Annotated in this window: 24 protein-coding genes and 1 pseudogene; 11 read left to right on the top strand and 14 right to left on the bottom strand. The window is 65.5% G+C overall.

All coding sequences use genetic code 11. From position 1 onward, the window contains the following. Positions 1 to 2: 2 nt before the first annotated feature. The 5 genes from EN808_RS22605 to EN808_RS22585 all read left to right on the top strand — a co-directional run bounded on the left by EN808_RS22605 (position 3) and on the right by EN808_RS22585 (position 6,027). Positions 3 to 791, top strand: a complete 789-nt coding sequence (locus tag EN808_RS22605) for an enoyl-CoA hydratase/isomerase family protein (RefSeq protein ID WP_135916920.1) — start codon at positions 3 to 5, stop codon at positions 789 to 791. Then, positions 788 to 1,804, top strand: coding sequence for a hypothetical protein (locus tag EN808_RS22600; protein WP_135916919.1), 1,017 nt, complete (start codon positions 788 to 790; stop codon positions 1,802 to 1,804). Before EN808_RS22605 ends, EN808_RS22600 begins: the two co-directional genes overlap by 4 nt. Further along, positions 1,801 to 3,594 (top strand): CoA-transferase, encoded by a 1,794-nt coding sequence (locus tag EN808_RS22595; RefSeq protein ID WP_135916918.1) that lies wholly within the window; start codon positions 1,801 to 1,803, stop codon positions 3,592 to 3,594. Before EN808_RS22600 ends, EN808_RS22595 begins: the two co-directional genes overlap by 4 nt. A 3-nt stretch (positions 3,595 to 3,597) precedes the next feature. Beyond that, on the top strand, positions 3,598 to 4,443 hold the full coding sequence (locus EN808_RS22590; RefSeq protein ID WP_135916917.1) for an SMP-30/gluconolactonase/LRE family protein: 846 nt from the start codon (positions 3,598 to 3,600) through the stop codon (positions 4,441 to 4,443). A 237-nt stretch (positions 4,444 to 4,680) separates the two neighbouring features. After that, positions 4,681 to 6,027: an FAD-binding oxidoreductase gene (locus EN808_RS22585; RefSeq protein WP_127275907.1), complete on the top strand. Its 1,347-nt coding sequence runs from the start codon at positions 4,681 to 4,683 to the stop codon at positions 6,025 to 6,027. A 50-nt stretch (positions 6,028 to 6,077) separates the two neighbouring features. On the opposite strand, the gene nanR is transcribed toward EN808_RS22585, so the two are convergent. Continuing rightward, positions 6,078 to 6,779 carry a transcriptional regulator NanR gene (gene nanR, locus EN808_RS22580; protein WP_272483020.1) on the bottom strand — a complete coding sequence of 234 codons (702 nt, stop codon included), beginning with the start codon at positions 6,777 to 6,779 and terminating at the stop codon, positions 6,078 to 6,080. Between the two features lie 219 nt (positions 6,780 to 6,998). Between nanR and EN808_RS22575 the strand changes: the two genes are divergently transcribed. The 5 genes from EN808_RS22575 to EN808_RS22555 all read left to right on the top strand — a co-directional run bounded on the left by EN808_RS22575 (position 6,999) and on the right by EN808_RS22555 (position 13,529). After that, the gene (locus EN808_RS22575) at positions 6,999 to 8,600 is read left to right on the top strand and encodes an ABC transporter substrate-binding protein (RefSeq protein WP_167531256.1); all 1,602 of its coding nucleotides are present in this window, start codon (positions 6,999 to 7,001) and stop codon (positions 8,598 to 8,600) included. A gap of 86 nt (positions 8,601 to 8,686) precedes the next feature. Then, a complete protein-coding gene (locus EN808_RS22570; RefSeq protein WP_127275910.1) occupies positions 8,687 to 9,643 on the top strand; it encodes an ABC transporter permease in 957 nt (318 codons plus the stop codon). Then, positions 9,636 to 10,535, top strand: a complete 900-nt coding sequence (gene opp4C, locus EN808_RS22565) for an oligopeptide ABC transporter permease (protein ID WP_127870909.1) — start codon at positions 9,636 to 9,638, stop codon at positions 10,533 to 10,535. Before EN808_RS22570 ends, opp4C begins: the two co-directional genes overlap by 8 nt. Then, entirely contained in the window at positions 10,532 to 12,607 is a 2,076-nt protein-coding gene (locus tag EN808_RS22560) for an ABC transporter ATP-binding protein (RefSeq protein WP_127870910.1), read from the top strand. Before opp4C ends, EN808_RS22560 begins: the two co-directional genes overlap by 4 nt. 25 nt (positions 12,608 to 12,632) lie before the next feature. Then, a complete protein-coding gene (locus EN808_RS22555; RefSeq protein ID WP_189343528.1) occupies positions 12,633 to 13,529 on the top strand; it encodes a dihydrodipicolinate synthase family protein in 897 nt (298 codons plus the stop codon). Positions 13,530 to 13,542: 13 nt separating this feature from the next. On the opposite strand, the gene EN808_RS22550 is transcribed toward EN808_RS22555, so the two are convergent. From EN808_RS22550 to EN808_RS22535, 4 genes are read right to left on the bottom strand one after another with little or no spacing between them, the layout of a single operon-like run. Continuing rightward, entirely contained in the window at positions 13,543 to 14,328 is a 786-nt protein-coding gene (locus tag EN808_RS22550) for an N-formylglutamate amidohydrolase (protein WP_127275913.1), read from the bottom strand. Then, a complete protein-coding gene (locus EN808_RS22545) occupies positions 14,328 to 15,650 on the bottom strand; it encodes a glutamine synthetase (protein ID WP_127275914.1) in 1,323 nt (440 codons plus the stop codon). The genes EN808_RS22550 and EN808_RS22545 overlap by 1 nt, the downstream gene beginning before the upstream one ends. After that, complete coding sequence (locus EN808_RS22540; protein ID WP_127275915.1) at positions 15,647 to 16,309, bottom strand: isochorismatase family cysteine hydrolase; 663 nt, start codon at positions 16,307 to 16,309, stop codon at positions 15,647 to 15,649. Before EN808_RS22540 ends, EN808_RS22545 begins: the two co-directional genes overlap by 4 nt. Further along, the gene (locus tag EN808_RS22535) at positions 16,306 to 17,250 is read right to left on the bottom strand and encodes a MurR/RpiR family transcriptional regulator (RefSeq protein WP_127275916.1); all 945 of its coding nucleotides are present in this window, start codon (positions 17,248 to 17,250) and stop codon (positions 16,306 to 16,308) included. The genes EN808_RS22540 and EN808_RS22535 overlap by 4 nt, the downstream gene beginning before the upstream one ends. A gap of 73 nt (positions 17,251 to 17,323) precedes the next feature. Between EN808_RS22535 and EN808_RS37115 the strand changes: the two are divergent. Further along, positions 17,324 to 17,630, top strand: a pseudogene (locus tag EN808_RS37115) (hypothetical protein); the annotation flags it as partial. Positions 17,631 to 17,685: 55 nt separating this feature from the next. On the opposite strand, the gene EN808_RS22525 reads toward EN808_RS37115, so the two are convergent. From EN808_RS22525 to EN808_RS22485, 9 genes are all read right to left on the bottom strand, one after another. After that, complete coding sequence (locus tag EN808_RS22525; protein ID WP_127275917.1) at positions 17,686 to 18,174, bottom strand: helix-turn-helix transcriptional regulator; 489 nt, start codon at positions 18,172 to 18,174, stop codon at positions 17,686 to 17,688. Positions 18,175 to 18,352: 178 nt separating this feature from the next. Continuing rightward, a complete protein-coding gene (locus tag EN808_RS22520) occupies positions 18,353 to 19,168 on the bottom strand; it encodes a serine protease (RefSeq protein WP_127870912.1) in 816 nt (271 codons plus the stop codon). After that, positions 19,165 to 19,515 carry a hypothetical protein gene (locus EN808_RS37110; RefSeq protein ID WP_245525115.1) on the bottom strand — a complete coding sequence of 117 codons (351 nt, stop codon included), beginning with the start codon at positions 19,513 to 19,515 and terminating at the stop codon, positions 19,165 to 19,167. Before EN808_RS37110 ends, EN808_RS22520 begins: the two co-directional genes overlap by 4 nt. 16 nt (positions 19,516 to 19,531) lie before the next feature. Then, complete coding sequence (locus EN808_RS22510; RefSeq protein WP_135916916.1) at positions 19,532 to 20,236, bottom strand: hypothetical protein; 705 nt, start codon at positions 20,234 to 20,236, stop codon at positions 19,532 to 19,534. Positions 20,237 to 20,283: 47 nt separating this feature from the next. Then, positions 20,284 to 21,318: a DUF4438 domain-containing protein gene (locus tag EN808_RS22505; protein WP_135916915.1), complete on the bottom strand. Its 1,035-nt coding sequence runs from the start codon at positions 21,316 to 21,318 to the stop codon at positions 20,284 to 20,286. Continuing rightward, on the bottom strand, positions 21,315 to 22,148 hold the full coding sequence (locus EN808_RS22500; RefSeq protein ID WP_127280028.1) for a hypothetical protein: 834 nt from the start codon (positions 22,146 to 22,148) through the stop codon (positions 21,315 to 21,317). The genes EN808_RS22505 and EN808_RS22500 overlap by 4 nt, the downstream gene beginning before the upstream one ends. A 73-nt stretch (positions 22,149 to 22,221) precedes the next feature. Continuing rightward, positions 22,222 to 23,325: a hypothetical protein gene (locus EN808_RS22495; protein WP_127280027.1), complete on the bottom strand. Its 1,104-nt coding sequence runs from the start codon at positions 23,323 to 23,325 to the stop codon at positions 22,222 to 22,224. Positions 23,326 to 23,363: 38 nt separating this feature from the next. Beyond that, the gene (locus EN808_RS22490; protein ID WP_127280026.1) at positions 23,364 to 24,038 is read right to left on the bottom strand and encodes a hypothetical protein; all 675 of its coding nucleotides are present in this window, start codon (positions 24,036 to 24,038) and stop codon (positions 23,364 to 23,366) included. A 23-nt stretch (positions 24,039 to 24,061) separates the two neighbouring features. After that, complete coding sequence (locus EN808_RS22485; RefSeq protein WP_245464472.1) at positions 24,062 to 25,822, bottom strand: hypothetical protein; 1,761 nt, start codon at positions 25,820 to 25,822, stop codon at positions 24,062 to 24,064. Between the last annotated feature and the right edge of the window lie 2 nt (positions 25,823 to 25,824).

Raw genomic sequence — 25,824 nt, 5'->3', positions numbered from 1 at the left:
CGATGCGCGCCTACCAGACACTCACGGTTGAAATATCAAGCCGCGTCGCGGTCGTCACTTTCCGCCGGGCCGACCAGCTCAACGCCATGAACCGGCTGATGCAAGGTGAGATCACCGAAGCCTTCGAGGCGCTGTCCGGCGACGAGGGCGTCGGTGCGATCGTGGTGACCGGCGAGGGGCGCGGCTTCATGGCCGGCGCCGACATCAAGGAATATGCCGCGCAGACCGGCCCGGAGTTCGACATTTTCCAGGCCGCCGGCACGCGCATGTACGCGGCGATCGAGAACAATGCAAAGCCGGTGATCGCGGCGGTCAATGGCTTTGCGCTGGGCGGCGGCATGGAACTCGTGCTGTGCTGCGACTTCGTCATCGCCAACCAGTTCGCCAAGCTCGGCCTGCCGGAGATCAAGCTCGGGCTGATCCCCGGCGGCGGCGGCACGCAGCGCAGCGTCGCCAAGCTCGGCCGCAACCGCGCCAATTTTCTGCTGATGACCGGCGCGATCGTGCCGGCGTCCGAATTCGTCACTGCCGGCCTGGTCAACGAGATCGTCGACGTCGACAGTTTGATGCCGCGCGCGCTGGAACTGGCCGGAATGATCGCCGCCGAACCCGCCGCCGCGATCGAAGGGTTGAAGAGGCTGACGGCGCATGCCGTGGCGGGCGATCTGGCTGCCGGTCTCGCCATGGAGCGCGACATATTAGGCGACCTCTACCGCGGCGAGATCGGCCAGCGGCGCGTCAGGGAGTTCGCCGAGAGGAGTATTGCGAAGGTGAAGAAGGCCGGGCCGTGAAGGGCGGCGACGACTATCGCGGACTAGGTTGGGCCTACGGCGCGCTGACCGTGCAGCGGCTCGGCGCCATGCTGGCGCCGGTTACTTTCATTCTGCAAGACGGCAGGCAGGTCTCGCCGATGCACATCGCGCCGTGGTCGAACGAACCCGGCACGGAGGCGCTGCCAGGCATCCTGCGCAAACTGCGCGGCGAATGGCCCTGCGTGCCCTTCGGTTATTCGGTGCCTGCCGAGGGATGGCCCGGGAACTGGGCGCGCGTGATGGGTTCGCCGGAATCGGAGGAGGAGGTCCATGGCCACGGCTCCAACCATGACTGGACCTGGCGGGCCAGCGGCAGTGGGTCGTTGTCGCTGGAGCTGACCTATCCCCAGGCAAGCCCGGTCGAGCGCGTTGAACGGACAGTGACGCCCGATCCGTCGGCGGCGGCCATCGACATCGAGTTCAGGATCGTCGTCCGCCGCGCCTGCCGCCTGCCGATCGGCCTGCATCCAGTATTCCGGCTCCCGTTCGAGACAGGTGCCGCCTCACTGGAACTCGGCAGCTTCGATGAAGGCCGCACCTATCCACACGATGTCGAACCCGGCGCGGAACTGTTCGCCCGCGGCAAATCCTTCACCGACCTCACCAGCGTGCCCGCGCGCGCCGGCGGCACGGCCGACGCCTCGCGATTGCCGCTCACCGCCGATACCGAGGAATTGCTGCAGATCGAAGGGCTGGACGGCACCGCGGCGCTTGCCAACCACGCGGAGGGCTATCGCGTAAAACTCTCCTGGCAAAAGGCGCATTTCCCGAGCCTCCTGCTGTGGTACTCCAATCGCGGCCGCAAGGCCGCCCCTTGGAATGGGCGTCATGTCGCAATCGGCATCGAGCCGATCTGCTCGCCCTTCGGCCTCGGCCCTGCAACCGCCCTGGCCGACAATCCGATCGCGCGATCCGGCATTGCGACGGCGCTGGAATTCTCGCCCGAAAAGCCGTTCGTGACCCGCTACCGCATCGAGGCATCCGCGCTATGAGGAACAGTTCCGAGACGTCCCTGGTCAAACCGAACCGGCCGCGCCTCACCGATGTCGAGGGACTGGCCGCGATGGTCGGCCAGGGTGACTCGCTTGGCGTCGGCGGCCACCATTTCGCCCGGCTGCCGATCGCCTTGCTGCGCGCTGTCGCGCGTTCCGGCGTCAAGGACTTGCACTACGTCTGCTGGGCTGGCGGCTTGCCGCTTGAACTGCTGCTCGAAGCAAATGCCGTTGCGAAAATCGATCTCTGCTTTTCCAGTCTCGACATCTTTGGGCTGCCGCCGAGGTTCCGCGCGGCCGCCGAGGCCGGCGCAATCCCTGTTCGCGACTGGACGGCACTCGCCATGATCCAGGCGCTGCGGGCGGCGCAGCAGAACCTGCCGTCGATGCCGTTCCAACTGCCACTGGGATCGGACATGCTGGCGCGCGTGCCGGGCGCGAGCGCCAAGCCTGATCCGGTGACCGGAACAGATACCGGATTTATCCCGCCGCTGCGGCTCGATACATTCGTCGTCCATGCCCAGCGCGCCGACGAAAGCGGCAATGTGCAGATCATCGGCCCGCGTGCCTTGGACTTCGCCATGGCCGGCGCTGCCCGCAAGGTGCTGGTCACGGTCGAGGAAATTGTTCCGGTCGGGGCGCTGCGGCAGGACGGCCGCCAGAGCATCCTCACCCGCAATCAGGTCTCGGCCATAGCGCTGGCGCCGGGCGGCGCTCATCCGGCATCCTGCCTGCCATTCTACGTCACGGACTATCCGGCATTGTCGGAGGCGTTCGCGGCCAAGGACGCAGCCCTGGCGGACAATCTGCGCATGCCTCCGGAAGGCGTGCCGGAGCCGCTCCAACAAGCTGCGAAAGTCAGCGCCGAGACTGTCCTCGCGATGCCTGGTCTCGTGCATGGCGACAGGAAAGCATCCGTCGACGAGATCATCGCCGCAAGAATCGCGGCCGAACTCGACAATGAAAGCTTCGCCAGTGCCGGCGCCGTCTCGCCGCTCGCCAATGTCGCCTACCGGCTGGCCAAGGCAACGCACGCGCCGGACATGATCATCGCGACGATGAGTTGCGGCCATCTCGACATCGCGCCGAGCCCGATGATCCTGTCGCTGATCGAAAGCCTTGATTGCGAGACGGCGGCGGCGCATGCAGGCGGCGACGATACTTATTCAACCTACTACCAGGCCGGTGCCGTGACGCATGAGATCGTCGGCGCAGCCCAGGTCGACCGGCGCGGCCGCGTCAACACCATCGCGCTGCGCAAGCCAAGCGGCGGACTGATCCGGCTGCCGGGGCAGGGCGGCATGGCCGATGTCGCCAACATGCATCGCGACTATTTGCTCTACGTTCCCCGCCATTCGGCCCAGTCGCTGGTCGAGGGGGTCGAGATCGCCAGTTCCGCACGCGGGCTGCTGACGCCGGCCGAGCGCGAGCCGATGGGCTATCGCACCGGCAAGGCGCTGGTCTTCACCGACCTCTGCATCTTCCGGCTCGACCAGATATCCCGGGAATCGATCGTCATCGAGACAATGCCTGGTACCACGCAGCAGCAGATCCGCGACGCCACCGGATTTGCCGTGACCTTCGATGCAGATTGCCGCGAGGTTCCGCTGCCTTCCAGCGATACGCTCGCCATCTTGCGCAATCGCATCGATCCGCTCGGCTTGCGTCGCCTGGAATTCGTCAGTGCCAAGGAGCGCGGCGCGCTGATCGCGGAAATCCTCGCCGCGGACCGCGTCATGGTCGAGCGCTGCATAGCTGCACAGCAGAGGTTGTTCACCGCAAGGAGCTGATCCATGCCAAAGCCGTTGCTCGACATGTCGGCCGCGCGCGTCTTCTTCGACGGCATCTTCACCAGCCCGCGCGTCGCGCATCCTGAGGGCGTGGCGGTCCACCGTGATGGCTGGATCTGGTGCGGCACCGAGACAGGTGATCTCCTGCGGCTGGCCGCCGACGGCGGTTCGGTCGAGCGCATGGGCGGCACGGATGGCTTTCTGCTCGGCATCGCCTTCGATAGCGCGGGCAACTGCTTTGCCTGCGATCTCAGGCATGCCGCGATCTTCCGCCGGGACGCCGCGACAGGTCGCATGGAGCGCTTCGCGTCGTCCGGCATCCGCGTGCCGAACTATCCGATCGTCGATGAGTCCAGGGGCTGGCTCTACGTGTCGGACAGCGTTGGTGAGGACAATCGTTCGGGCATCTTTCGCTACGACCTCAAGACCGGCGAAGGTGGCCTGTGGTGCCGGGAGGCGATGTCCTTCGCCAACGGCATGGCCATGGCGCCTGATGGCAATGGCCTCTATGTCGTGGAGAGCGACGCGCCCTGCATCAGCCATGTGCCGATCCTCGCCGACGGCGCGGCAGGGCCGCGAAAAGTCGTCGTCGAAGGCGTGCACAATGTTCCCGATGGGCTCGCCTTCGCGTCTGACGGCGCGCTGTTCATCTCGTGCTACGAGCCAAGCCGCATCTATCGCTGGCGGCCGGACCGAGGCCTCGAAGTGCTGATCGAGGACCCGGCGGCCACCACACTGGCGCATCCCACCAACATCGCCTTCAAGGGCGACAAACTCTACACGGCGAATCTCGGCCGCTGGCACATCACCGAGATCGATCTGACGGCGCTTCGAGAGCTGGAAAGCTGAACCACCATCCAATTTCGCCACGGCATGGACTGGCGGCCGCGGCTCAGTTCTCGAAGCCTGGCCGCGGCGACGAGAAGCGGCCTCGACGGGTGGTCAACAATTTCATCGAGCTGGCATGCAAATTTTCGAGACCGGTCGTGTAGTGCTCGTTGACGCACGTCGTGCTTGGCTTGCGACTTTCGCGCCACCATGACCAGCCATCGGCGTCGGGCCACGCTTATGAACAAGGATAATCCTTTGACGATCTTCCCTTTCACCGAGGCCAGTCCGGTCCAGTTTCAGGCGCCGCTGCCGAAGACGTCGGATGTGGTCATTGTCGGCGGTGGCATCATCGGCGTGACCGCGGCCTTGTTCCTGGCCCGGCGCAACATACCGGTGACTTTGCTGGAGAAGGGGCGCATCGCCGCGGAGCAGTCCTCGCGCAATTGGGGCTGGATCCGCCAGCAGGGCCGCGACGCGGACGAACTGCCCATCGTCATCGAAGCGCAGCGTCTCTGGCGCCAACTGGCCGAGGAGTGCGGCGAGGACATAGGCCTGACGCAGACCGGCGTGACCTATCTTGCGCGCACCGACAAGGAAATGGCTGATTTCGCAAAGTTCCTGAAGGTCGCAGAGGCCCATGGCGTCGACACGCGTCTCCTCGACCAGGGCGAGACCGCCAAGCTGATCCCAGCCATGTCTCGCTCCTTCAAGGGTGCCATGACCACGCCGTCGGACATGCGCGCCGAGCCCTGGGTCGCCGTGCCGGCCCTTGCCCGCCTGGCCGCTCGCCAGGGTGTCACCATCATCGAGAACTGTGCGGCACGCATGCTCGATATCTCCGCGGGGCGTATCAGCGGGGTCTGGACCGAAAAAGGCCGCATCGCCACGTCGAACGTGCTTGTCGCCAGCGGTGCCTGGACGTCGCTGTTCCTGCGCGCGCATGGCGTCTCGATCCCGCAGCTCAGTGTCCGCACGACCGTCGCGGCGACCGCGCCGATGCCGGAAATCCATGCTGGCGCCGCCGCGGACGAACGCATCGCCTTCCGGCGTAGAAAGGACGGTGGATACACGCTGGCGGCGGGAGGCAGCCACCTGCTCTATGTCGGGCCGGATGCTTTGCGTCACGCACCGAAATATCTGCCCGCCCTGAAGGCGAACCCTTTCGGTACGCGCTACCTGCCGGCGGCGCCTCGTGCATATCCCGACAGCTGGTCTACCCCGCGCAAATGGGATGCCGACAAGCAAAGCCCGTTCGAACGAATGCGCGTTCTCAATCCTGTGCCGGAGCCCAGGGCGCTTCACGCCATCGATCGTGGGTTCAAGGAGCTCTTCCCGCAATTCGAGGCGGTGCCGCTCAGGGCAAGCTGGGCCGGCATGATCGATGCGATGCCGGATGTCGTGCCGGTGGTCGATCGCGCCGCAGCGGTTCCGGGTCTCGTCATCGCGACCGGGATGAGTGGCCATGGCTTCGGCATAGGGCCCGGCATGGGCCGCGTCCTGTCCGACTTGATCCAGGGCAACGAGGCTGGACACAACCTTCACAGGTTCCGTCTATCCCGGTTCAGCGACGGCAGCCGTATCCTGATGGGGCCATCGCTCTAGACGAGATGGCCCCGACGTTTCACGCGGCGTAGATAGCCGCGATCTTTCTATTAGTCGGGTTTCGACTGGCCCGGATTGAACTTGCGCCGGGCGTTTTCCAGATGCTCCCGCATCGCTTGGCCAGCGGCTTCGGGATCGTGCCGTTCGATAGCTTCGAACACGTTTTTGTGCCCGGCGAAGCTGATGCGGTTTTCGAGCTCGGTATTGGCCATGTGGATGCGCTGGTTGATCAGCCATTCCACCAGCGCCTCGTGCGCGGCGAGAAAAATCGGATTGCCGGGGATCGCGGTCAGCACGCGGTGAAAGGCGACGTCGGTGAGGGCGAAAGCGCGGGCGCGTGAAATGGCGCGTTCATTTTCGGCAAGCGCCGCCGCCAGCGCGTCGATCTGTGAACGTGTCGCCACCTCCGCGGCATGGCGCGCGATCGAGACTTCGAGAAACAGCCGCAACTGCTCGAAATGACCGATGCCATCCGGCTGGTCCATCAAAAGATGCGCGGTGCCCGTCAGCTGCTCCAGCATGTTCTTCGGCGTCGGTCGCGTCACCTTGGGCCGCTCGCCGCTGTTGATGCGCACGAGGCCCATCTTTTCCAGCGCAAACAACGCCTCGCGCACCGAGGGGCGCCCGACATCGAACATCGACATCAACTCGCGCTCGGACGGCAGCGAAGCGCCGACCGGATAGACCTCGTCCCGGATCATCGCCTCCAGGCGGAGGCGGACTTCATCGGACAATTTTTTTCGAACCGGCATATTGTGCATGGTGTACCTTTTAAGCTATTAGACCAGTCACCGCAAGCCAGCACAGGGCAAGGAGTTGTGGATCGATGGGGCTTGGCGCGACCGAAGGGTAGGAGGAGGTCGCTGCTTGCAATGAGCGACCGGACGCCAAACCGCGACCAAACGACCGCGAGAAAGCGCGCTCAGACGTCAGCCACGACCGGCCGAGACAATCCAAGGGAGGAGAATTCCATGAGACGATTTCTGATCAGCCTTTTGCCGGCGCTGGCGCTCATGCTTGCTGCGGGTGCCGTGAAGGCCGAAGGAGGCGGCACGTTCCGCTCCGCCATGCGTACCGGCTGCATCGAGATGGGCACGCTGCACACCACCTGCGGCCATCGGCTCGACGAGACCGTGCTGCAGGGCCTCGTCCACATCAAATGGACGGGCGACGGCGTGCAGCCGATGCTGGCCGAGAGCTGGAAGACGGCGGACGGCGGCAAGACCTATGTCTTCAACCTGCGCCATGGTGTCAAATGGCATGACGGCACGCCTTTCACCGCCAAGGACGTGGTGTTCAGCCTCAATCTCTACGCCAATCCGAAGGTTGGTTCGCCCTGGGCGCAGAAGCTTTCCGCCGTGGCCGGATACAAGGCCTTCCAGGATGGCTCGGCCACCTCGCTTGCCGGGGTGAAGGCGTTGGACGACGCGACCGTGCAGATCGAACTCGACAGCGCCAAGCCGCTCTGGGTCGAGCTGCAGCTCATCGCCATCAGCATCTTTCCCGAGCACATCCTGGGCAAGGTCGCGCCCGCCGACGTCAAGGGCAATGCGTTCTGGGTCAATCGGGTCGGCACCGGCCCGTTTATCTGGAAGAAGTATGAGAGCGACCAGTATGTCGAGGTCGACCGCAATCCCGACTATTTCCTCGGCGCGCCCAAGCTCGACCGCATCATCTACCAGATCTACAAGGACGTGCCGCCGATTATCGCCGCGCTCGAGACGCAGGAGGTCGACGCCATGTCCTATGAGGGCGGCGGCGTGCCGATCTCCGAACTGCCCCGCCTGCAGAAGCTCGACTATCTGACGGTGCTGCCGAAATTCTCCGCCGGCTTGCCGACCTATCTGCAGTTCAATCTGGAGAACAAGCGCTTCGCCGATGTGCGCGTGCGCCAGGCGATGCTCTATGCCATCGACCGCAAGGCGATCATCGACACCGTCAAGCAGGGCGCCGGCGAACTGTTGAACACGCTGTTCCCGCAGGATTGGGCGCGCGCCAAGGACCTCGAACCCTACGACTACAATCCCGACAAGGCCAAGCAGTTGCTTACCGACGCGGGCTGGGATGCGAGCCAGCCGGTCGATTTCATCTACTACTATTCCGACCAGATGAACGTCGACACCGTCACCGCCATCCAGAGTTATCTGGCCGCCGTCGGCGTCAACATCCAGCCGCGCCTGCTCGATCCGGCGGCGATCAACCAGGTCTATGCCGACGGCAGCTTCCAGATGGGCTTCTTCGCGCAAGGCATGGGGCTCGACCCCTCGCTCGGCTCGCCCCTGGTGGTCTGCGGCGCCAAGCCGCTCGCCATGGGCTACTGCAACCCCAAGGTCGATGAGCTGTTCAACAAGGGTCTGGAGTCAAACGACCGCGCCACACGCGCCGCGAGCTATCAGGAGGCCTCGCGCATCCTCAACCAGGACCTGCCCAAGGCCTGGCTTTGGAACGAGGTGCGGCCGCTCGCCTTCAACAACCGCATCGTCGGCCTCGCCCAGCACTTCAAGCAACAGCCGCTCGTGATCTTCAACCACCCCGTCTACAACGAAGTCGAGAAATGGGAGGTGGCGAAATAGCCGCGGATAGCCTTGCCGGTCGTGGGGCTCTGACCGAGCCTCCCGATCCGTTGTCTCAAAACCGCCTTCAGCCATAGGAGAGGCCGGTGCTCAGCTATCTCCTGCGCAAACTCTTGCTCAGCATCCCGGTGCTGTTCGGCGTCACCGTGATCGTCTTCGCCATCGCGCATGCCATGCCGGGTGACGCGGTGCTGGCGATGATCACGGCGGAGGCGCCGTCGAGCGAGGAACTGATTGCCATGCGGCGCGGCGAACTCGGCCTCGACCAGCCGGTCTACATCCAGTACCTCCACTGGATCGGCCAGATCCTGCACGGCAATCTCGGCCGCTCCTTCGTCAATGGCCGCAGTGTCGGCGACATCATCGTCGAGCGGTTGCCGATGACGCTGGAACTGATGGGCGTCGCACTGCTCGTCGCTTTCGTCATCGGCACCACGCTGGGCGTGATCTCGGCGCTCAGGCAATACAAGCTCACCGACTATTCGCTGACGCTTGCCGGCTTTGTCGGCGTCTCGATCCCGGACTTCTTCATGGGACTGCTGCTCGTCTACGTCTTTGCCCTGGAGCTGCGCTGGCTGCCGTCGTCGGGCATTTCCACGGCTGGTGAAAACTTCTCGCTCCTCGACAATCTCAGGCACCTCGTCCTGCCCGCAGCCGCACTTGCGTTGTTCCGTGCCGCGATCTTCATGCGCTATGCCCGCGCCGGCATGCTCGAAGTGCTGAACCAGAGCTATATGCGCACCGCCAAGGCCAAGGGCCTCAAGCCCCGCACCATCACGTTGCGCCACGGCCTGCGCAACGCGCTGATCCCGCTGGTTACCGTCTTCGGCCTGGCGCTGCCGACGCTGTTCGGCGGCTCGGTGGTGATCGAGACCATTTTCCAGTGGCCAGGCATCGGCCTGATGTTCATCGATTCCGTGGTGAACAGGGATAGTCCCGTGATCATGGGCTACGTGCTGATCACCGCCATCATCGTCATGCTGGCCAATCTCGGCACCGACCTCGCCTACAGCGTGCTCGACCCCAGGGTGAGCTATGACTGACGCCGCCCTCGACATGACGATCGCCGCCGGCGCATCGCGCGGCCTGTGGGGCGAGGCGGCGCGCCGCTTCCTCAACCACCGCCTGGCAACGCTCGGCCTGATCATGCTCGCCATTATCGTGCTCGCCTGCGTGCTGGCGCCGCTGATCGCCCATTACGGCCCCAACGAAATCGATCTCAGAGGTCGCAACCAGCCGCCTGGCGGCATGCACTGGCTGGGCACGGACGGCACCGGCCGCGACATCTTCGCCCGCATCCTCTATGGCGGCCGCATATCGCTGACGGTCGGCTTCGTCGCCGTGGCGATCTCGGCGGCGATCGGCATCTTCATCGGCTGCGTCGCCGGCTATTTCGGCGGCAAGGTGGACCTCCTGCTGATGGGCCTGATCGACATGGTGCTGACCTTCCCGCGCCTGGTCATCATCATTGCCTTCGTCGCGGTCGTCGGGCCCAGCATCTTCAACACCATGGTGGTGATCGGACTGCTCAGCTGGCCTTCCATCGCCCGCCTGACGCGTGGTGAGATCCTGGCCTTGCGCAACCAGGAATTCATCCTGGCCGCGCGCTCGCTCGGCACCTCGCCCCCGGTCATCATCCTAGAACACATCCTGCCCAATATGCTCAGCCCAATCCTGGTGGCGATCACGCTCGACGTGGCGACCGTCATACTGCTCGAAGCTTCGCTCTCCTTCCTCGGCCTTGGCGCGCAGGCGCCGGCCGCCAGTTGGGGCAACATGCTGCGCGACGCCCGCACGCTGTCGATCCTGGAGAGCCAGCCCTGGATGTGGATCCCGCCCGGCGCGATGATCGCCATGGCCGTACTCAGCATCAACTTCGTCGGCGACGGCCTGCGCGATGCGCTCGACCCGCAGCACATCATGGGTGGCAAATGATCGGCGCCGACACGCTTGCCGTCGGCAGGGCCGCGAAGGGGATCGGGCAGCAGGCGGTGCTTTCGGTGCAGGGGCTGAGCGTCGAATTTGGCCCGAGCGGCAATTCCGTCTATGCCGTCAACGACGTCTCCTTCGACCTTGCCGAGGGCGAGTCGCTGGCGATCGTCGGCGAGAGCGGCTCCGGTAAATCGGTCACCGTGCAGACGCTGATGGGCCTGATCCGCAAGCCGCCCGGCCGCGTCACCGCGGGCCGGGCGCTGTTTCGTGGCCGCGATCTCCTGGCCATGCCCGATAGAGAGCTGCGCCAGATACGCGGCCGCGACATCGCCATGATCTTCCAGGATCCGATGTCGTCGCTGAATCCGGTGCTGACCATCGGCCTGCAACTGACCGAGGCGCTGCGCGAGCACCAGGGCCTGAACGACGCCGAGGCCGAACGCCAGGCTCTCGACATGCTGGCGCTGGTCGGCATCGCCAACGCGCCGCAGCGCATGCGCGCCTTTCCGCACCAGTTCTCGGGCGGCCAGTTGCAGCGCATCGGCATCGCCATGGCGCTGGTGTGCAAACCGTCGATCCTGATCGCCGACGAGCCGACGACCGCGCTCGACGTCACCATCCAGGCGCAGATCGTCGAGTTGGTCGTGCGCCTGCAGAAGCAGCTCGGCATGGCAATCATCTGGATCAGCCACGACCTCAGCCTCGTCGCCGGCTTCGTCGATCGCGTCGCGGTGATGTATGCCGGCTCGATCGTCGAAAGCGCGCCGGTCGGCGATTTGTTTTCGGCAACCAAGCATCCCTATACGATCGGCCTGTTGAACTCGATCCCGTCGCTGACGGCGGCCAACACCAGGCTGGTGCCGATCAAGGGCGCGCCGCCCAATGTCACGCTGGCGCCGACCTTCTGCGCCTTCGCGCCGCGCTGCGACCATGCCGAGGCGCGCTGCCGCCAGGCAAGGCCGCCGCTGGAAGCTGCCGGTGCCGATCAGACCGTCGCCTGCTGGCGCTGGCGGGAGGTGGAACGGGGGCCGCGCACGGGCGCCGGCGCCGCTGACAAGCCGGCCGTGACGGCACCGAAGCAGGAAGCGCTGCTCACCGTCACCGATCTCAAGGTGCATTTTCCGATCCGGCGCGGCGTGCTCAGGCGGCAGGTCGGCGCGGTGCATGCCGTCGACGGCGTCAGCTTCGAGGTGATGCGCGGCGAGACGCTGGCGCTGGTCGGCGAAAGCGGCTGCGGCAAATCGACGACCGGCCGCGCCGTGCTGGGCCTTGAGCGCCCCAGCGCCGGCAGCATTGTCTTCGAGGGCAGGAATTATGCGGGCGCGACAGGCGAGGAGCTGAAGCAGCGCCGCCGCGACATGCAGATGGTTTTCCAGAACCCGTTCGGTTCGCTCAACCCGCGCATGACCGTCGGCCGCATTATCGGCGAAGGGTTGCGTGCGCAGAAGATCGGCACCCGCGCCTCGCGCGATGCCCGTGTCAGCGAATTGCTGGCGCTGGTGGGTCTCCGGGAAGCGCTGCGCAACCGCTATCCGTTCGAACTCTCCGGCGGCCAGCGCCAGCGCGTCGGCATTGCCCGCGCGCTTGCCGCCAATCCGAAATTCATCATCGCCGACGAGCCGATCTCGGCACTCGACGTCTCGATCCAGGCGCAGATCGTCAATTTGCTCGACGACCTCAAGCCGCGCCTCGGCCTGACCTATCTGTTCGTCGGGCACGATCTGTCGATGATCCGCTATCTCAGCGACCGCGTCGCGGTGATGTATCTCGGCCGCATCGTCGAGATCGGCACCACGAAAGCGGTGTTCGGCGCACCACTGCATCCCTATACGCGCGCGCTGTTGTCGGCGATCCCGGAGCCCGATCCCAAGGCGGGGGGCACACGCCGCCGCATCGTGCTCGGCGGTGGCGTGCCGGATCCGTCGAAGCCGCCGCCCGGCTGCCATTTCCATCCGCGCTGCCCCCTGGCGACCGAGATCTGCACCAAGGTCGATCCGGCACGGCGCGATTTCGGCTCCGCCGGCACCGGCCAGCATCTCGTCGCCTGCCACCACGCTGGCGAAGCCACATCATGACAAATCTGGAAAACCGAGGATCCCAATGACCAAGCAATTGGCGGGTATGTATGCCGCCCTGATGACCGGACTGAGCGATGCCGGCGAGTTCGATCCGCAACGGCAGCGCAACATCAACGATTATGTGCTGCGCCAGGGTCTGGCAGGCCTCTATGTCGGTGGCAGCAGCGGCGAATCCGGCCTGCTGACGGTGGACGAATTGTTGGCGCAGCAAGAGGTGGTCTTCGCCGGCGCGGTCTCAAGTGGCGTCAAGCTGATCGCCCATGTCGGCATGCCGAACCTGCGTGATTCCATCTGTCTGGCGCGGCAGGCGCGCAAGCTCGGCTATCACGCGCTGTCGGCGTTGCCGCCGCATTCCTACCCGTTCTCCGACGAAGAAGTCTTCGGCTACTACCAGGCGCTGGCGGCGGCGACCGACCTGCCGCTTATCGTCTATGAAATCCCCTTGCGCACCGGCCGGCCGCTGCCGCTTCCCCTGCTGGTCCGGCTGCTCGATCTCAGCAATGTCGTCGGCATCAAGTTCACCTCCACCGACCTGTTCAAATATTCCCTGCTGCGCAAGCGGCAGCCGCAGAAGCTGTTCTACTACGGCTTCGATGAGATCTATGCCGCCGCCGGCATGCTCGGCACCGAGGGTGGTATCGGAACTACCTACAATCTGCTCGGCAGGCTCTACGTGGCGATTGATCAGGCCGTTCGCGGCGGCGATCTGCGCCAGGCGAAGGCGCTGCAGATGGTGTCGCAGGATTTCGTCGAGGCACTGCTGGAAACCGGTGTGCTGCCGGGCATGAAGGCGGCGTTCCGCGTCATCGGCGTCGATTGCGGTCCGACCCGTGCCCCGATGACACTGGCTGTCGCCGACGCCGAGGACCGCATGCGTGCCGTTCTCGCTCGCCCGGCGATCAAGGAGTGGCTGGCGTGAGCCGCGAGATTCTTCACGAAGTTGTCTCCGTCTCGCGGGCGGGCAGCGCCGCCGCCAGCCGGTCCGCCCATTCCTCGATGCCGGACCGTGTCGACAGCAGGTCCTGCCTTATCTCGATGAGGACAGCAGGGATGCCGCGATCATCGCCATGGATGGGCACGGCGTAGTCGGCGTCGCGGCTGATCACATAGGGCACGTTGGCCGCGACGTTGAGCGACGCGTCGGCGCGCAGGCCCGAAAGGATCGCTGCGGCGAGATCGGCGGCATGGTCATGCAGCACGCCCGCATGCCATGGTCTTGCGACGCCAAGGAAGACCGGCGTGAAGGAATGGATCGTCACGATTCGCGTCGGCCTGCCCTCGGCCGCCCGTCGGTCGAGATGTGCGGTCACCCGGTCATGGAACGGCGAAAACATGATCTTGGCGCGTCGGTCCCGTTCCGCCGCGTCGATACCGGCATTACCGGGAATGTCGGTGTCCTCCGACAGCAGGGGGATGCTGCCCGGGCTGTCCAGCGGCCGGTTGAGGTCGATCAGCAGCCGGGAATAGCCGCTGAGGAAGGCCGGCGCATCGAGCCGCGCCGACAACAGGCGCGTCACCTCCGAGGCGCCGATGTCCCAGGCGATGTGGCGCCGCAGGTGGCTGGCATCGAGCCCCAGCTGCCGATATTCGGCCGGCATGTGGTTGGACGCATGCTCGCACAGCAGCACGATGTCGCAGCGGCCGTGCTCGTTGAGAACCTCGACGGCGTCGGGCCAGTCTCCTTGAGCGGGCGTGTTCCTTTCACTCCGTGCGGTCATCAATAGAGCGTCCGGTAGAGATCGCAGATGGCGGCCGGATCGAGGCCGGCCAGGCGCTCGGCTTCATGCTGCTTCAGCCCGACGAAGGTCTCGATGAAGATCGGGGCGAACCATCCCGTGACGGTCTTGTCGGCCAGAAGCGCGTCCAGCGCCGCCGGCAAGGTTTCGGGCAGCCGCACCAGGCCAAGCTTTGCCCGTTCCGCCTCGCTCATCAGCGTCGGGTCGCCGGTGACCAGCGGCGGCGAGGGAAGATCCGCCTTCAGCCCTTCCAGCCCGGCGCGGATGATCGCGGCCAGCGACAAATAAGGATTGCCGGTGGCGTCGGCCGCCCGGTACTCGACATTGTACTGCCGTGCCGGATCGCGTCCGCCGATCGTCACCGTCGGGCAAATGCGCAGCGACGCCTCGCGGTCACGGTCGGCGAGCCAGGTGTAGGACGAACTCCAGCTGTGCGGCTTGAGGCGATAGAAGGATGATACGCTCGACGCCGTCATGGCGGTCATCCCAGGCAGATGGCGCAGCACGCCGGCACAGAAGGCGCCGGCCTTGGCGGAGAGGCCGCCGGGCCGCGCCGCATCGTAAGTCGCCGGCTTGCCGTCTTCGTCGACGAAGCTGAAATGAATGTGCACGCCGTTGCCGACGGCATTGGGGGCGATCTTGGGCGCGAAGCTCGCGCGCCAGCCGGCATTGCGCGCCACTTCGCGCGTGATTTCGCGGATGGCGACGGCGCGATCGGCTGCCGTCAGCGCATCGGCCGGCTCGTGCGTCACTTCGAATTGTTCATTGCCGAATTCGGCGATGACGACTTCGGGGCCGACGCCTGCCTCCTCCAGCGCCGCCATCAGATTGGGGGCGAACGGGTCGGTGCGGCGCAGCGCCGCAAAGGACATCGAATGCGCCGGCGCGAAGCTGCCATCGGCAATGTGGAATTCGTGCTCGAAGGCGGCGATGACGGAAAGGCCGGTCGCAGCCTTCAATTCCGCCAGCGCGTCCCGGAGCATGGTCCGCGTGCAGCCGAGCCACGGGCTGCCGTCGAGCTCGACGATGTCGCCGGCCACCATGTCGAACGGGGTCGCCGATCCCGTCCGTTCGGTGCGGAAGCGTGCCTTGAGATCGGGGATCAGCCGAAGGTCCCCCGACGAGCCCCAGGGGTTGGGATCGACGATCGAATTGAACGGCGTCATCGACAGATTGGCCTGCAGCCAGCCGACACCGGTCGCGGCGGTTTTTTGCAACTTGCCTTCAGTAACGAAGCGGCCCCGCGTAATGGCGGAGAGGTCTGTCGTGACGACGGCAACGAGGGGCTCGACGGTCGATGTCATGCCGTTTTTCCCAGGGCGTTGAAGCGGTCGACGACGGTGTCGGTGTCCGTGACCCAGCAATAGCCGCCGAAGGCCTTCAGCGCGATGTCGTGACGTTGCTGGGTGATGGTGGCGCAGGCATCCGACACGCAGGTGACGAGATAGCCACGGTCGGCTCCGTCGCGCACCGTCATGTCGACGCACTGGTCGGTCAGCACGCCGACCACGACGAGGTAGCGGATGCCAAGGTTTTTCAGGAGGTAGTCGACATTGGTCGAGTTGAAGATGCCGGACGAGGTCTTCGGGAGCATGATCTCGTCGCCGACCGGCGCCAGCGATGCAACCGGCAGGCCTTCGGGCAGCCTGGGCGCGACATGGATCGGCGTCAGCTTGTGGTCGAGCGAACGGTCGCGGCCATCTTCGGTCAGGCTCTGTATGATGGTGTGCAGCACCTCGACGCCATTGGCCCGCGCCGCCGCCAGCAGGCGCTCCTGGTTGGGGATCGTCTGCAAGGCTGTCTGCCGGTAGAAATAATGGTCTGGGCCGCGCTCCGGATGCGAGGGGTCTGCGCCCGGCTCCAGCCAGATGCGCTGCATGTCGACGAGCAGCAGCGCCGTCTCGCCGGCACGGAAGGCTTCGTCTCGCTTGGGTAGGGCCAGCTTGGATAAGGTTTGGGTCATGCCTTGTCGTCCTGCTTTGCTGCTTTGGGTCCAGGTGTCTTGCGTGGTCCAGCTGTTTTTCGGGGGCCAACCGTCTGGCCTTCCGCATCGCTGTCGAGCGTCACCGCATTGGCGTGCCGCACTTTCTCGATTCTCTCGATACGGGCCCGGGCGTCATCGCCCAGCGTCGAAACGATCTGGGCGGTCAACGCCTCCATCTGTGCGATCGCCGGCGCCAGCGTGTCATAGGGTGAGGCGACTTCGAGTGGGCTGACGATCGTGACTTCGGCGAGGTCTGATATCGGCGACAGCCATTGGTCGGTGAACAGAAGAATGCGCACATCGAGCGCGGCCGCCTGGCTTGCATAGGCCATCACGTCGAGCTGATAGCGGCGATAGTCGAAGACGACGAGCACGTCGCGGCGGCCGAGATCGGCCAGCGTGTCGAATGTCTGGGGGGAGAGCACGCCGAGATCGCGGACTCCGCTGCGGAACTGCGCGAGATATCCGGCCAGCATGCCGGCGATGTGGCGGCTGAACCGGCCGCCGACCAGAACGATCTCGCCCTTGGCCTCCATCAAAAGGCGGGCGGCCCGCTCGTAGGTCTGGACCGGTGTCGCGGCGGTGGCTTTCTGCAGGGCCGCGGTGACGGAATCGAGATAGGCGAGCACCGCGCTGTCGCTGGAACCGCTTTGCCGCTTGGTCTCCATCATCAACAGAGGCGAATGCAGCCTGGCCTCGACCTCGGCGAGCAGCTTTGCCTGAAAATCCGGAAACCCCTCATAGCCGAGCTTGACCACCAGCCGGACCACGGTGGGATCGCTGACGCCGGCGCGCCGCGCGAGCGACGAGGCGGTGCCAAGGCCGGAGGTCGGATAGTCCGTCAACAGCAGCCGGACGATCTTTTCCTCCGACGGCGTCAGCGCTAGATCCCCGCGCATCAGAACATCGCGTATCGCCATTGGCCTCCCCGAAATCCACGGTCTCTTGTTTTGTAAAAACTATTACAGATACTTTAAATAGTGTCAAGAATGAAGGGATGTTGACATCGGGCGATCGCCGGCCTTCGGCATCTTCGTCGAATATCCCCAGCAGACCCCCATCGAAGGCGAGATCCAGCAGCATGTGCCCGATAACCTGTGGCAGGTCATATCAGGCGACCAAGGGCCGGCGCGATGCCGCCCAGATCACGCTGTTCGATTCCGTAGGCTTCGCCATAGAGGACTTTTCGGCGCTGGGTTATGTCAGGGATCAGCTGAAGTCGACCAGCCTCTACCAGGAACTCGACATGCTGGCCGACCCCGACGAGCCGCGCGAACTCTTCGGCATGCTGCTCAGGGCTGACCCTTCAGGCAAGGCATCGGCTGACCCATGCTGGTCGCAGGCAGCGCCTCGATCTATCGGACATCATGGCGAAAATCCGTCCATCCGGGCAGCACGCAAGATGCGATTGCCGAGCGGCGGCCGATATTCAGCTTGGCGAAGATCCGCCTGATGTGTTCGCGCACCGTGTAGCCGCTGATGCCGAGCTGGCGTGCGATTTCCTTGTCGAGCTTGCCTTCGGCGATCAGCAGCGCGATCTGCAGCTCGCGCCGCGTCAGTATATCGGCGGCCGTGAGCGGTGTGTCGGCGGTTGCCGGAACATAGACTGCGTCATAGATCAGATAGTGAGTGCCGGCGCATACGATGCGGCCCACGGGGCGCTGATCGCCATGGCCGCTCGGGCCGCCAGGCTCCTCATCTTCGAGATGCCGGATGGCGACCAGCGAATGGCCGTTCACCACAAAACTCGATGTGTCCGTATCGGTGTTCCGCTCATTCCGTGACGCGGAGAGTTCTTCGGCGAACTCCGAAAGCCTCTGCAAGTTCTCGGCATGCCCAATCATGACCGAACGCCTTAGTTGGCAGGAAACTCATTACAATCACAAGCCCTGGCGCCTTAGCAAACGGCCACGCCACCGGACCACGGCGCAACCCGTATGAATGCTGCATTGATGGCCCGAACTATAACACTTCCCGGAATATTAGCATTCCCAAAATCATTTGGGGCCATCAATTTTCAGGTCAGGGTGCGAATCCGGAGTTGATAGAGCGCAACAGGTCCGGCGTTATCCTGACACCGCGGTTGAACAGCCCGGCCGGCGCCAGCGGCACACCCGGCCGGCAGCCCCAGGCGCCGCCCGAATGCGGGCGCGGACCGGCGGTGTGAACGGCGATGATGACCGGCGGGCCGGCTTGCTGGCGCTGGATCCAGACGGGCGCACCGCTGTGCCCCGGGCAGGTGTCGACGCTGTAGAAAAGCTGCCGCTCGGTGATCCGGTCGAGACGCTCGGCATGCTCCCACTGCGTGCCCTCCGGCTTGTCGGCCGGATAGCCTGAAATGTGCAGCAGACGCGAGGCCCGGAGCCTGTCGAGATCCTGCCGGCTCGGCGACCACAGCCGGAAAAAACCCGGCGCCGGCGAGAACGGCCGCTCGAGTTCGATCAGCCCGACATCGTGCAGCGCGGATGGCCGACGGCGGTAGGGCGGATTAACGTGCCAGCGTTTCGCCCATTGCCAGCCGAAGGGGCGCGCGTCGCGGGACGCACGGCCCGGCGTGACCCGGATGCGCACGGCAAGGTTGGGCAGGCCAAGCCGCTGCCGGATCGGGCTAGTGATGCAGTGTGCGGCGGTCAGCAGGCGCGTCGGCGAGATCAGGAAAGCGGTGCAGCCGGTCAGCCTGCCGTCGCCGAAGTCGCGCTCGATATGGCAGACCGCGCTGTGCGGAAAGCGGTTGGTGTGCGCGACTCTGGCGCGGCCGTCGGTCGGCCCGACCACCGCATAATCCGCTTCGTCGGCCAGACGGTCGAGTTCGAAGGGCGCTGGCGAGAACAGCGTCATGTGTCTTGCTCGGCTTGTGGTGGCTCGGCTTGCGGCGGCGCGACATCCGGCGGAGCGACATCGTAGATCCCGCCTCCGCTTGCCACCGCCCGTGGGACGTCGGTCGCGGCCATGTCCGCGTCCGCTGCCGGGCCGAGCATGTCGCGCAGGCGGTCCACTAGAAGATGGGCCTCTTCGCCCCGGCCCTCAAGGTAGGCCGTCGCGCGATCCATGAACTCCTCGTCGGAACCAAATTGTGGTTCCGCCGGGCGCGGCGGGACCGAGCGCAGCGCCTTGACCTCCTGGAGAACGATGGCATCGAGGTCGGCCCATACCGACCTTGCATGAGGTGCGACTTGCCCGTGCATGGAGATCTCCCTTGGTTCAGTTGGTGTACATCAGCCCCGCTTCATCGAATGTGGTGCTGTTGGGGTCATAGAGCAGTGGCCGCTCCCGGTCCTGCAGCCAGCCCTCATAGTTCCGGGCCCGCCTTGGATGCATCGCCTGGCGGGTCAGGCGAGCCGCCTGGACCAGGACCTGGCCCGGTTGCAGGTTGCGGATCGCGGTGTTGACCCGGGGGTCGGCGCGGCTCGGCTGCCGGTAATGTTCGACAATCCTCTGCGCGATCGAATTGGTCCCCTTGGTCATGCCGATGCTGAGCGGACGGTCGCGGTCTATGCCGGCGCGGGTGATGCGATAGACCTGCGGCCCCGGCGCCAGGAACGGCCGCAGCAATGGATCGACGGCCTGGCCCCTGCCGGCGGCGGTGCGCGCCGCATCGATGGCGGCCAGCGACACCGGCGGCGTCCAGCCGCGCCAGCCCGGCAGTTGCGAACCCCGAGCCCGTGCCGAGGTCTGGCCGCGCGCCGGCCGCGGAGCACGTCCCCGCCGCACGGTGGCTTCGTCGAAGGAGGTGTCGCCGCCGCAACCGCAGCCGCAGCCACCGCTTGGAAAATGCCGGCGCCTGACCTCCACGGCGCGAAAGCCCTGTTGCCGGCGGCATTGTGCGCAGCCGCATGGCCGGCGGTGGCCGACTGTTTGCGCTGCCTCGTCGACCAGCGCGTCGAGTTGTTCGTCGAAATAGGACATGCCGGCTCCCTTCCTGCGTTGTGTTCAATGTCGCTTGCCCGCCGGAGCTAACCCGGACCAGCATCCACCTTTGCGTCTGCCGCCGTCGCCCGCCGGCGCAGCCGCGCCACGGTTCTTTCCCGCTGTTCGATCGTGGGCAGCGGAAAGGAAGGCCGCGCCGGCCGTGGCGGCCTGATATCGAGATAGCTGGCGATGTTGGCGCTCGGATCGAGCTCAAGCTGCAATAGCGAAGCCGGTGCCGAAAGCAGCGAGACGACACCCGGGCCATGACCCGCCACGGTGCTGTCCGAGTGCACGATAACACCCACCGAAACATGCCCGCCCAGCCGCGAGCGGCCATAGCGGTTGTCTGCGTCCATGATGCCGACAATGTCGCCGAAACGCAGCGAGCCGAGCTTGTAGCGACGCACCATGCCCGGATCGGACATCTGGATGTCGTAGTCGCCGCGCAGCACATTGTTGCGGCCCAGCCCCGAACCCATGACGCGGGCGGGAATGCGATGCGTGACCTTGACGTGGATCCTGCCGTTGCGCTCCACCGGCCGCCAGCGCGCGAGCAGCCGTGGCGAGCAGTTCCAGATCGCAACGTCGGGATAGTCGGTCAGGCGCAGGCCAAGTCCATAGGCCCAGACCTGGATGCGGTCGCCGATCGCCATCTGCCGCATCGCCGGCAGCGGAAAGTCGATCAGCACCGTGTCGACGCCGCCATGCTTGCCGGTCACCACGCCGCGCGCGCCGGCGGCGCGCCCCGTCGTGACGATGGCGTGATTGCCGACGCAGGAATAGCTCTGCAGCGCCTGGTTGGCGGCATCAGGGCTGCCGCCGGCCGCGCGCGCCTCGTTGCGGATCGACACCGCCGGTTCGACATGATCGCCGGCGAGCCCGACGCAAGGGTCGCCGACGCGATGGTTGAGCACGATGCCGCCGGTGCCCGGCAGCGAGCGCGGCCTGCCGTCGTAGCCGATGCGCCACGGCGTTCCCTTCTCTGTCGGCGAAGCCACTTGCCCGGCGACGCTGATCATCACCAGGTCGCGCGCATTGGTGCGCAGGCCGTGGACCGGGTGGAGGCGGGCCGGTTTCATGCCGCCGCCTCCACTGGTGCCAGCTCGTACCAGAGCGCGCAGGCATTGCGCCAGGGATCGTCCGGCGTCTCGTCATGGTCGGCTGGATCCTCCAGCGCCCAGTCGGTTTCGCTCCAGCCGTCCGGCAGCGCCAGGATGACCGGCGCGACGACCTGCACGATGGCGGCGCTGCGGCCGCTCGCGGCGATCGGGGCGGCGGCGGGCCAGAAGGCCGGACCAGACCAACCCGGGATCGCGCCCGGATGACGTGTGGCCGGAAACGCGAGCCGCTCCAGATAGTCGCATAGCGGCGGCCGGGCACCGGCACTGCCGGCGATGGTCAGGATGTAGGTGCTCTCGGGCTGCAGCGCGGCCGACAGGGCAATGACGTCGCGCGCGCATTCGTCGAGCGGTGCTGCGGTGCCGGCGAGGTCGCCAAGCCGGGCTTCAAGCGCGGCACAACAGCCTTCGAAGCGCGGCAGCAGGGCAGTGCCTTCGCGCTCGGGCAGCGCGCTCTCATATTGCGCGTCGCCGACCCAGTGCACGCGTGACGACAGCCGGCCGTTCTGCCAGGCGCGGCGCCACGGCTCGAGCTCAAGCACCAATTCCCTGAGCGTCGCGTCCCGCGCATCGGGATGCAGCCAGCCGCCGCCCATCTGGTCCGGCCGGTGGCGGTAGTACTCGTCATTGTCGAGCAAGGTGTAGAAGCCACGCGGCAGCCAAACCCGCGCCGATTGCGACAGCGTCACCGTGACCAGCAGCCCCATCGGCGACAGCGCCAGCGGCGCATCGATGACGATGTTCGGAGGCTTGGGCGAAAAGCGCCCGGGAAGAGCCAGATGGTGGTCCATCGCGGACACCCTTCAGAAATAGAGAGTTGGAGCTGTCCGGCGACTCCACCGGATGCTGAACAGCTGCAACGGTTTAGGCGGCGATGCGCGAGGCGGTGTTGCGGCTGAGCCCGTACGACCAGTGCACACGATCGCCATCGAGGCCGGGGAAACGGCGCCCTTCGCGCGTCAGCCGGTAGGCGGCGAGCCACGCGTCGGCCTGCGAACCCATCTTCTTGGCGTCGGCGTCGAACTCGGCCGGCGTGATCGTCGTGCGGAAATCGTTCTCGGCGATGTATTGCAGCGTCCTGCGCCCCGCATCCGCCATCTTGGCGCGCTGCGACATCTCGGCCGCGCCGCCCAAGTGCCGGTTGGCGACGGCTTCGATGACATCCCATTTGGTGTTGGCGTCGAAGGACTTCTTGATGTCGGGCGCGTCGAACAGTTCGAAGATTTGCTGCACGTACTGGCCGGTTTCACGGGTCAGTGCCAGGATGTTGCCATAGCTTGAACGGTCGAGATGGTAGCGCAGGTCGGTACCCACACGCTGCACCGTGGCGAGCGCCGCGAACGGCCGGTCATTGATGGTCGAGCTGCCGCGGATGACCTGGCCGATGGTCAGATCCTGGAAGTATTGCGACATCGCGTTCATGAAGGCGACCAGCATGAAGTGGAAGCTGCGGTTGACGATCGCCCCCGACGGCACCGGCGCGCGGCCATAGTTGAAGACGCGGCGATAGGCGATCAGCCGATCGCGGCGCTTGTAGCGGATCGGCCGCCACTTCTCGAGGATGTAGAGCCCGCGCGCGCCGGGGCCGCGCTGGATGCGGATCTGGCCGTTCTGGAACAGCCGGCGCAGCACATCGACGACCTGGAACAGCTTCATGCGGTCCATCTGGTAGATGTAATAGAGTTCTGCCGAGGCCTGCAGCTGCGGCGGAATGATGGATTCGTCGAAGTCATTGCGCAGCAACGGCATCTGCAGCGCGTCGAACGGCTTGAGCGGCCCGTCGCCGAAGCCCACCAGATCCGCGAAGCTCGTTGTCGTCGCACTGGACGAGCGATCGAGCAGTTCACCGTAGCGGCCCTCGAACTCGCTCTCGAAAGCGGCGCGGTCCGCCGGCGACAATCCGGGCAGCTCGTCCCTGAAGAAGCGCTGGAACAGCCTTTGGATGACCTCATTGGATTCGCTAGCCATAACAGACCTCATGTTGCTCGAATTGGCGGCTCACGGTTTCAGGCTTTGGGCGGCTCGCTGGAGCCAGTGTCCTGACTGGCATTGATGGCGCTGATCACGGCCGGCACTAGGTCGAAGAAGCGCGCCAGCTCGCTGTCGGTGATCGTCGCGGGAAGGCCTGGTGGGACGGGCTCGACAGCGCGCACGCGCTTGACGAACTCGCTGCGCCGTTCGTCCTGCGGCTTGGTCTTCTGAAACTTGACGATGGCCTGCAGCGACGGGAATTCCGCCCGGATGAGCCATTGGCCCGCATTCGTGCGGCCAACGATGTCGCCGGTCGTGTCGACCGCCGCCGCGTAGAGTGCCGTGACATTGTCCTTGTCGCGCAGGCCAAACGACCGCACCGTTTCGTCAAACCTGTCGATCGCCTTGCCGATGTCGCCAAGCTTCTTGTCGATCTCGCTACCCTTGGGCTGGTTCTGCAGCGCGGTGGCGATAGTCTCCATCGCGGCGGTCAGCCGTTCGAAGGTCTTCGACTGGTCTCCATCGGGATATCTCCTGATCGCCTTGGCAACGTCGCCGATGGCCTTCTGGGTTCCCTGGCTGCCGGTATCGACCTGTTTGGTCAACAGGTCGATCGATTGCGGCGTCTGGGCCTCCACTTCGAAGCGGGCCTTGACCCCGGCGTGGAACTTGTTGGCCGGATGATAGGGAAACGGAATTTTCGCAGCCATTGTCCTGCTCCTCTCATGCTTGCTCACGCCGACCAGTAGTCGGGACGGTTCTGACCCATGCTAGCCATCGAGCTCGCGATAGGCGACGGCATCTGGACCGGGCTCGGCAGGTTGGTGCCCTGGTTGAACGTGTTCTGCAGGATCGTGCGGATCATCCAGCGGATCAGCGACTGGTTGTTGCGGAAGTTGAAAACGTTGAAGTCGCATTGCTGGGTCAGCGACCGCACCAGGCGCTCGGTTTGCTCCTCGGCCTGGTAGAAGGTTCGCAGCTCACGCACCATCAGCCCCTTGAGACCGGGGTCCCAGGCGCCAGCGCCACCGAACGGGTCGAGCAACTCGCCGGAGATGGTGGCGAGCTTGGTCTTCAGCTTGTCGCTGAATTCGCACAGCAGCACGCCGGGGTTCGCCACCTGGTCGGTCAGGTCCAGCACCGCGCCGACGGCGAGGCCGACGGCGGTCGCGCGTCTCTCCTGTTCACCGAGGCCGTCCGGATCGATGCCGACCGCATAGAGATCGATCGCCCGGTCGAGCAGGAACAGCATGTAATCCAGGAGCACCTGGCAGCTGATCTCGTCGTCGTCGCAGCCGCAGCCGGCGAAGCAGTCGACCTGCTCGAGCAGGAAACCGCGCGCGATGGTGAGGTTCATCAACCGGACGGCGCCCTGGTCGGGACCGCCGGCGCCATAGAGGCCGTAGACGATGATCGGCGGGCGCGCGACATAGAGCAGCCGCGAGCTGCCTTTGGCGACGAAGGCATCGACGAAGAGCTGCAGGCTGGAGACGAACGCCACCAGCGGCGGCGATTCCGGTGGTCCCGATGTGATCGGCACGTCGATCGGAACCGGAATGCTCTGGCCGAACTGGATCAGGCGCTGGAAGCGGTGAACCAGCATCGCCGACGCGGTCGATAGTTCACGCAGGCTCTCGACGCTTGCCCCGGTCGAGAGGTCGACCAGGTCGTCCATCGCCTGCGACAGCGCGTTCTCTTCCAGAAGGGCACGCAGGTCCGCCTGGCCGCCGGCTTCCAGTTGCAGGACCAGATTGCGGTAGGCTTCGATGCCGCGCGGCCAGTCCTCCTGGCCAAGCGCGCTTTCGACCGAGCCGGTCAGGCTGCGCAGCGCCATGATGACGGCATTGCGGCGCGCCTGCAGCTCACCGGCCGCCGAACGCACGATCGAGGTGCTGCGTGTGATGCCGTTGGACGCCAGCCCCTCGCCGATGGCGACAAGGATGAGCCCCGCCAACACGTCGCAGCTCTGGGCAAAGCGCCGGAACAGGATGGCGCTGCCATCGGTCAGCGTGCCGACATAGCGTGCCAGGCGCGAATACTCGCCGAGCTGGCGGCGCGCCGACATGGCGCGGTCGTGGTTGACCGAATCCAGCGAAAGGCGCGCGGCGGCCAGCCCGTCATTGGCGAGCTGCCGGATCGAGCGGCCCCAGCCAATCATCTCGATGCGGATGTCCTTCAGTGGCGAGGAGGTCGAAAGCGTCTGCAGGTCGCGCTCGAGATCGTCCTGAGCCTGGGCCATTTCGACCGAGGACGGGCCGCTGTTCCACACCTGCGGCACATAATCGGGCACGCTCGAATAGGGCAGGCCGGCGCGTTCGCGGCGGTCCCTGTCCGCTTCCTGCGGGTAGAAGTTCAGCAGCGCGTTGGCCATCTGGTCGGGATCGCGCGGATCACTGACGCGCAGCGTCTTGCGCAGCAGATTGTCGACGGCGACCGTGGCGGGCGACCGAAATTTCGAGACCGGGCTGGCGGCGGTTGTAAACAGGTCGGCCATGA

This window comes from Mesorhizobium sp. M8A.F.Ca.ET.165.01.1.1, assembly GCF_004792065.1.
Lineage (GTDB): Bacteria > Pseudomonadota > Alphaproteobacteria > Rhizobiales > Rhizobiaceae > Mesorhizobium.
Note: the sequence above shows the minus strand (reverse complement) of the source record. Positions and strands in the feature narration are given on the sequence as shown.